Source organism: Cellulomonas septica (genome assembly GCF_012396155.1).
In the GTDB taxonomy this organism is placed as follows: Bacteria; Actinomycetota; Actinomycetes; order Actinomycetales; family Cellulomonadaceae; genus Cellulomonas; species Cellulomonas septica.
On record NZ_JAAXOY010000874.1, the window covers coordinates 1 to 1,152 of the forward strand.

At 75.8% G+C, this 1,152-nt stretch carries 1 protein-coding gene; it reads left to right on the forward strand.

Going from position 1 to position 1,152, the window contains the following annotated elements:
• On the forward strand, positions 1–1,152 hold a 1,152-nt coding region (locus HGA02_RS19955), incomplete at both ends, for an AMP-binding protein (RefSeq protein WP_168681166.1).

Here is a 1,152-nt window from a genome sequence, read left to right on the forward strand (position 1 = left end):
CTGCCCGTCGCGAAGGCCCGCCGCACGCGCGCCGCCATGCAGGGCCCCGTCCCCGCCGGCGTCCCCTCCTGGCACCGCCTCGTCGCCGACGCGCGACCGCTCGACCCGGCGACCCCGCAGCCCGAGGCGCACGACGTCGCGCTCCTGCAGTACACCGGCGGCACGACGGGCACCCCGAAGGCCGCGGTGCTCAGCCACCGCAACCTCGTCGCCAACGCGGTCCAGGGCCACGCGTGGACGGGCGTCGAGCCCGGCACCGAGGTCGTCTACGGCGTCCTCCCGTTCTTCCACGCGTTCGGTCTCACGCTGTGCCTCACGTACGCCGTGCGGGTCGGTGCGACGCTCGTCGTCTTCCCGTCGTTCGACCCCGCCATGGTCGTCGCGGCGCAGCGCCGCCGGCCCGGGACGTTCCTGCCCGCGGTCCCGCCGATGCTCGACCGCCTCGTGACCGCCGCCGAGTCCGCGGGTGCGGACCTCACGTCGTTCACGCACGCGATCTCCGGCGCGATGGCGCTGCCGGCCGAGACCGCGCGCCGGTGGGAGGCGGCGACGGGCGGGCTCGTCGTCGAGGGGTACGGCATGACGGAGACGTCGCCCGTCGCGCTCGGCAACCCCCTGACGCCCGAGCGCCGCCCCGGCACGCTCGGCCTGCCGTTCCCCAGCACCGAGGTGCGGGTCGTCGACCAGGAGGACCCGACGCGCGACGTCGACCCGGCCACCGGCGGCGAGCTGCTGATCCGCGGGCCGCAGGTGTTCCAGGGCTACTGGCAGCGGCCCGACGAGACCGCCGCGCAGCTCCTGCCCGGCGGCTGGCTGCGCACCGGGGACGTCGTGCAGGTCGTCGACGGCAGCGTCGTCCTGGTCGACCGCATGAAGGAGATGATCGTCACCGGCGGCTTCAAGGTGTACCCGTCGCAGGTCGAGGACCACCTGCGCGGCATGCCGGGCATCGCCGACGTGGCCGTCGTCGGGGTACCGGGCGGTGCGATGGGCGAGTCCGTCGTCGCCGCGGTCGTGCTGGCCGACGACGCGTCCGGCGTCGACCTCGCGGCGGTCCGCGCGTGGTGCGAGCAGCGGCTCGCGCGGTACGCGCTGCCGCGCCGCCTCGTCGTGCTCACCGAGCTGCCGCGCTCGCAGGTCGGCAAGGTCTTG